Below are 5,086 nucleotides of genomic sequence, written 5' to 3' on the forward strand. Positions count from 1 at the left end.
ATGGCTGGGATAATCCCTAAAAAGTCAGACAAACGAACGGTTGTTTTTTCTTCACCATTTAGTAAGGCTCTGCGTTCGGCGGTACTAATTAAATTCTCGTAGGCGGTAATACTCATTCGCGCTGAAACGCCGCTTTTTGCATCAATATATTCGGATTCTCTTGCTTCAAAACCTACTTGCTCCAACAAATCTTTTGCTAAATTTGGCACGTGTACTAAAGACGATTGATTCTCATCTAACTTAGCTTCTTGCGTTGTAATAATTTTAGCAATTTCAATAGTTTCTGGATAATGCGTTAAAATTTGCGAACCAATTCTGTCTTTCAACGGCGTTACTATACTGCCTCGATTGGTATAATCTTCTGGATTTGCGGTAAAAATAAATTGCAAATCTAATGGCATTCTTAATTTAAACCCACGTATTTGAATGTCGCCTTCTTGCAAAATATTAAATAATGCTACTTGAATACGCGCTTGTAAATCAGGCAATTCGTTAATTACAAAAATACATCTGTTGGCACGAGGAATCATTCCGAAATGGATTACACGTTCATCGGCATACGATAATTTTAAATTGGCCGCTTTTATTGGATCTACATCACCAATTAAATCGGCAACTGTAACATCTGGTGTCGCTAATTTTTCGAAAAAGCGTTCGCTTCTATGCAACCAAGAAATAGGCGTGTCATTTCCTTTTTCAGCAATCAAATCTATCGCAAAACGAGAAATTGGATGTAGTGGATCATCATTAATTTCAGAACCCGTAACAAATGGAATGTATTCGTCTAAAAGTTCTACCATTTTTCGAGCCAAACGAGTTTTTGCTTGTCCGCGTAACCCTAGTAAATTAATATTATGACGTGATAAAATAGCACGTTCCAATTCTGGAATTACAGAATTCTCAAAACCATGAACACCTGTAAAGGTTGGCTGTTTGGCAATTAGCTTATTTCTTAAATTGGTACGTAGCTCCTCTTTTATATTTTTCGATTGATAGCCTGATTGTATCAATTCACCTAGTGTTTTTATGTGTATCATAGTAGTATTTTTAACCGCAAATTAGCAGATGGTGTTTTATGTAAGTTCTTTTATTTGGTATTACTTATTTTAGTTTCTTTTTTCTATTGGCTTCATAATCTTGGAAAATCATTTCTCCTAAACCACTTAAACCTGTGTAGAACGCTTTTCCTTGATTGGCTTCCGTAAATTTATCTACAAATTGTTGCAAATAGGGATCGTTGGCAATCATAAAAGTCGTAATTGGAATGTGTAATTTTCTGGCTTGAGCAGCTTGCGTATAGCATTTTTCAACAATATACTCGTCTAAACCGTTACTATTCATATAATACGAGCCGTCTTTTTCTCGAACACAGCTTGGTTTTCCGTCGGTAATCATAAAAATTTGTTTGTTGGTATTGCGTTTTCTTCGTAGCATATCCATTGCTAATTGCAAACCTGCAACGGTGTTGGTATGATAGGGTCCCACTTTTAGAAAAGGTAATTCTTTTATAGAAATAGGCCATGCATCGTTACCAAAAACTAAAATATCAATGGTGTCTTTCGGATAACGAGTAGTGATAAGTTCCGCCAACGCCATCGCTACTTTTTTGGCAGGCGTAATTCGGTCTTCGCCGTATAAAATCATACTATGAGAAATGTCTATCATTAAAACAGTACTCATTTGCGATTTGTAGTGCGTATCTTCAATTACCAAATCATTTTCAGTAAGTTGGAACTCGCCAATTCCATTATTGATTAGTGCGTTTTTTAGACTTTCCGTTAATGAAATTCTATCTAAGCTATCCCCAAAATTATAGCTTCTAAGTTCGCCTGTGAGTTCATCGCCACCGCCAAGTTGTTTCGATTTATGATTGCCGCTACCCGATTTATTTAAATTTCCAAATATTTGATCCAAAGCAGCTTGACGAATAAGACGTTCTGTTTTTGAAGTGATAGTAACCTCGCCGGTACCATCGCCCGTTATTTCTTCACGAATAAAACCTTTTTTCTTTAAATCTTCAATAAAATCCTCAATGGAATAGTCTGGCGTAGTTAATTTGTATTCGGCATCAAGTTCACGTAGCCAATCTATAGCTTCGTCGAAATCGCCAGATGTATGGACAATTAATTCTTTAAAAACATCAAAAAGCACCTCAAATGGTGTTTTAAATGGCTTTTCATACGTTTTAAAATAAAACCCTTTTTTCATGTTTTAAAATTACAAGGATACTTTTAAATGGCAAGAAAACGAATGCTAATTTTTAGTTAAAACTAATAAAACTTCCCATCCACATAAAACCAATTGTTTTGAAAAAGAATAAACGTTGATTTTTCGTGATGAATTTGAGGTATTTTGTTTTCATCTAAAAAGTAGGCTTTAAATTCTACTGTATTTTCAGTACTATTTAGAATTTCTAATTTCTGCCAGGTATTTTGTTGTGCCCAAGCTAAAATATCTGATTTATTTGTATATTTTTTTTGAGATACGTGTGTGGTTTTGTATAAATATGCCGCATCATGTAAATAAAATGCTGTAAATCTGGAACGCATTAATTTTTCAGCAGTGGGTACAATTAAGTGCTCCTGAATATAAGGCAAACAACATTCTTGGATGCTAATTTGGCTGCCACAAGGGCAAAGTTTAGTGTCTTCCATTTTGGGTTTTAAGTACTAAATGTTTCAGCAAAACCTGATATTTACTTAATTCAATTAAATGGTCATCTGACACCACTTCATCTATTAAATTTTCCACTTCCTCACTCACTTCAAGCAGCAAAAGTTGGGCAGTATCCCAATCTTTTTTGGCTAACAAATCAATAATTATTTGAACTTTTGGTTTTAAATTAACTAATTGTTGTGAATGCATTATTGGTTTTTAAGCGATTGCTTGTATTGTTCTAATATAGATGCTTTTTTAGCTGCAGACGTTTGTTTTGTTTTTTGAATTTTCTTCAAATGATTGTCCAATTGCTTTTTATGCTTGTCTTTATTTATGGCATTATTTCTTCCCATGTTGCAAAATTTTTTTCAAATTTACGAAACTTTCATTGGTATTATTCAATTCCGTTAGCATTTTCCTCTTTATTTCTTCGAAATCATCAAAAATCAGGTATTTCGACCAAGAAGTATCTTGTAATACAATTTTGATTTCTTTAATTCTTTTTGCCGTATCCGATGCGTTTCTTAGCATTTGATTAGCATAATCTGGATGATTTTTATGATTAAAATGAACTTCGCTTTTAGTTTCATCAATTGTAATAAAAAACAATTTTTCTGTTTCGTTATTTGGATAAAAATCGGTCCAATGCGCAAATCCTACAATTTCAGTTTGATTTTTATAGTCCGCATTAGTTATTAATCTCCAACGGCAATTGGCGGCTCTTCCCCAATGGTTTGATTTTCTGTAAACACCTAATTCTGTAAAAAAGTACGCACTTCCGGAAGCACTTTTGTAACCTAATTTTAAATCTGCCACAGCAGTATCTTCTACTTGCTGAAACAAACAAAACGTGTGTTTGTGAAAATTAAATTTAGTAAAACTATTCATTTTGCAAAGATAGTAATATCTATTTTGGATATATATACATTTTATAAATCCTAAAAAAAATAATACCTTTGCATTGAATAAAATTTAAAACTGAATTTTCAGCATAACCATTTAGAAAAAAAACAATGAAACAAGTAGTACTATTATTTTCGGCATTAATATTAATTTCTTGCAATAAATTTAAGGTTGAAGGAACTGCAAAAGGTATAAAAGATGGCACAAAAGTATTTTTAGAAGGCGCAGGAGAAATGGGTCCTGTTGCTATGGATACAGTAGAAATAAAAGAAGGAAAATTTGAATTTGAAGGAAAAAGCGAACTTCCAGAAATTGGTATTGTAAGTATTGATGGTGTAATTGATCCACAATATCAATCGAGAAAATCACTTCCGTTTATTATTGAAAGCGGTACGATAGAAATTGCTTTTGATACCAAAGATATTCAAAAATCTAGAGTTTCTGGAACTACTGATAATGATTTGTTTCAAAAATATACAGACGAATCGGTACTTATTAACAAACCGATTATGGATTTTCAGAAGAACAACAATGAAGCTATGAAAAAAGCTATGGAAACGAATGATGTAGCTGTTCAAACGCAATTAAATGAAGAATACGGAAAATTAGCACAGTCTATTTCTGCTAAAATGGATGCTAAGTCTAAAGATTTTATAAAGAACAATCCAAGTTCAATGTTATCGATGTTGTTTTTAGAAAATTATGTTAGTAGAGGAACGATGCAAGGCAAAGAAGCTAAAGATGCGTTTGAAAAATTAGATAAAAAATTACACGAAACGAAAAGCGGTAAAAATGTTAAAAAAGCATTAGACGCACAATTAAAAGCTGCCGCTCCAGAAAAAAAAAAGTAACTAAAGCTCCTGATTTTTCTGCAAAAACGCCACAGGGCAAAACTGTTTCGTTAAAAGAATCGTTAGGAAAAGTTACTATTATTGATTTTTGGGCTTCGTGGTGCGGACCTTGTAGAGCAGAAAATCCAAATGTAGTTGCCATTTATAACGAATTACACAGTAAAGGCTTAAATATTATTGGCGTGTCTTTAGATGATGATGCAGCAGATTGGAAAGCAGCCATTGCTAAAGATAAATTAACTTGGACACAAGTTTCTAATCTAAAAAAGTGGAAAGATCCAATTGCCTTAGACTATGAAATTGATGGCATTCCAGCCACATTTATATTAGATGCAAAAGGAAATATTGTAGCAAAAAACCTTAGAGGCGAAGAATTAAAAGCTAAAGTAAAAGAAATATTAGGTATAAAATAATAAATAATTATCCCATTTTGTTAGTACATACAAAATGGGGTTTTTTTATGTTTTTAGTTTTCAGAACGTTATAAAATATTTTATACATTACAGTAAAATAAGTTTGGTACAATAAAAAACAATTATATATTTGCAATCGAAATGGCCTGGGGAGATACTCAAGCGGCCAACGAGGGCAGACTGTAAATCTGCTGTGAAAACTTCGCAGGTTCGAATCCTGCTCTCCCCACAAAAGCACTTCTAACGAGGTGCTTTTTTTAT

General features: G+C 33.0%; 8 protein-coding genes and 1 tRNA gene. 3 read left to right on the forward strand and 6 right to left on the reverse strand.

The window, feature by feature from the left end:
• The 6 genes from KA468_RS10590 to KA468_RS10615 form a co-directional block, all read right to left on the reverse strand.
• The coding region (locus KA468_RS10590; RefSeq protein WP_291242902.1) for an AAA family ATPase at positions 1 to 1,037 on the reverse strand (1,037 nt) is incomplete at its 3' end.
• A 64-nt stretch (positions 1,038 to 1,101) separates the two neighbouring features.
• A complete protein-coding gene (locus KA468_RS10595) occupies positions 1,102 to 2,208 on the reverse strand; it encodes a VWA domain-containing protein (RefSeq protein ID WP_291242903.1) in 1,107 nt (368 codons plus the stop codon).
• A 62-nt stretch (positions 2,209 to 2,270) separates the two neighbouring features.
• Positions 2,271 to 2,654 carry a YchJ family metal-binding protein gene (locus KA468_RS10600; protein WP_291242904.1) on the reverse strand — a complete coding sequence of 128 codons (384 nt, stop codon included), beginning with the start codon at positions 2,652 to 2,654 and terminating at the stop codon, positions 2,271 to 2,273.
• Entirely contained in the window at positions 2,641 to 2,865 is a 225-nt protein-coding gene (locus KA468_RS10605; RefSeq protein ID WP_291242905.1) for a hypothetical protein, read from the reverse strand. The genes KA468_RS10600 and KA468_RS10605 overlap by 14 nt, the downstream gene beginning before the upstream one ends.
• Positions 2,865 to 3,011: a hypothetical protein gene (locus KA468_RS10610; protein WP_291242906.1), complete on the reverse strand. Its 147-nt coding sequence runs from the start codon at positions 3,009 to 3,011 to the stop codon at positions 2,865 to 2,867. Before KA468_RS10610 ends, KA468_RS10605 begins: the two co-directional genes overlap by 1 nt.
• On the reverse strand, positions 2,998 to 3,546 hold the full coding sequence (locus tag KA468_RS10615) for a hypothetical protein (RefSeq protein WP_291242907.1): 549 nt from the start codon (positions 3,544 to 3,546) through the stop codon (positions 2,998 to 3,000). Before KA468_RS10615 ends, KA468_RS10610 begins: the two co-directional genes overlap by 14 nt.
• Before the next feature lie 125 nt (positions 3,547 to 3,671).
• On the opposite strand from KA468_RS10615, the gene KA468_RS10620 reads away from it, so the two are divergent.
• The 3 genes from KA468_RS10620 to KA468_RS10630 all read left to right on the forward strand — a co-directional run bounded on the left by KA468_RS10620 (position 3,672) and on the right by KA468_RS10630 (position 5,054).
• Positions 3,672 to 4,412 carry a DUF4369 domain-containing protein gene (locus KA468_RS10620; protein WP_291242908.1) on the forward strand — a complete coding sequence of 247 codons (741 nt, stop codon included), beginning with the start codon at positions 3,672 to 3,674 and terminating at the stop codon, positions 4,410 to 4,412.
• A complete protein-coding gene (locus KA468_RS10625) occupies positions 4,379 to 4,825 on the forward strand; it encodes a TlpA disulfide reductase family protein (RefSeq protein ID WP_291242909.1) in 447 nt (148 codons plus the stop codon). The genes KA468_RS10620 and KA468_RS10625 overlap by 34 nt, the downstream gene beginning before the upstream one ends.
• Before the next feature lie 148 nt (positions 4,826 to 4,973).
• Positions 4,974 to 5,054, forward strand: a tRNA-Tyr gene (locus KA468_RS10630).
• The last annotated feature ends 32 nt before the right edge of the window (positions 5,055 to 5,086 follow it).

The sequence above is a fragment of the Flavobacterium sp. genome (assembly GCF_017985075.1).
GTDB lineage: Bacteria > Bacteroidota > Bacteroidia > Flavobacteriales > Flavobacteriaceae > Flavobacterium.

What these genes read in the sequence shown, in the direction of transcription:
- KA468_RS10595 (WP_291242903.1), bottom strand. Translation starts at nt 2,208, where the DNA reads ATGAAAAAAGGGTTTTATTTTAAAACGTATGAAAAGCCATTTAAAACA.
- KA468_RS10600 (WP_291242904.1), bottom strand. Translation starts at nt 2,654, where the DNA reads ATGGAAGACACTAAACTTTGCCCTTGTGGCAGCCAAATTAGCATCCAA.
- KA468_RS10605 (WP_291242905.1), bottom strand. Translation starts at nt 2,865, where the DNA reads ATGCATTCACAACAATTAGTTAATTTAAAACCAAAAGTTCAAATAATT.
- KA468_RS10610 (WP_291242906.1), bottom strand. Translation starts at nt 3,011, where the DNA reads ATGGGAAGAAATAATGCCATAAATAAAGACAAGCATAAAAAGCAATTG.
- KA468_RS10615 (WP_291242907.1), bottom strand. Translation starts at nt 3,546, where the DNA reads ATGAATAGTTTTACTAAATTTAATTTTCACAAACACACGTTTTGTTTG.
- KA468_RS10620 (WP_291242908.1), top strand. Translation starts at nt 3,672, where the DNA reads ATGAAACAAGTAGTACTATTATTTTCGGCATTAATATTAATTTCTTGC.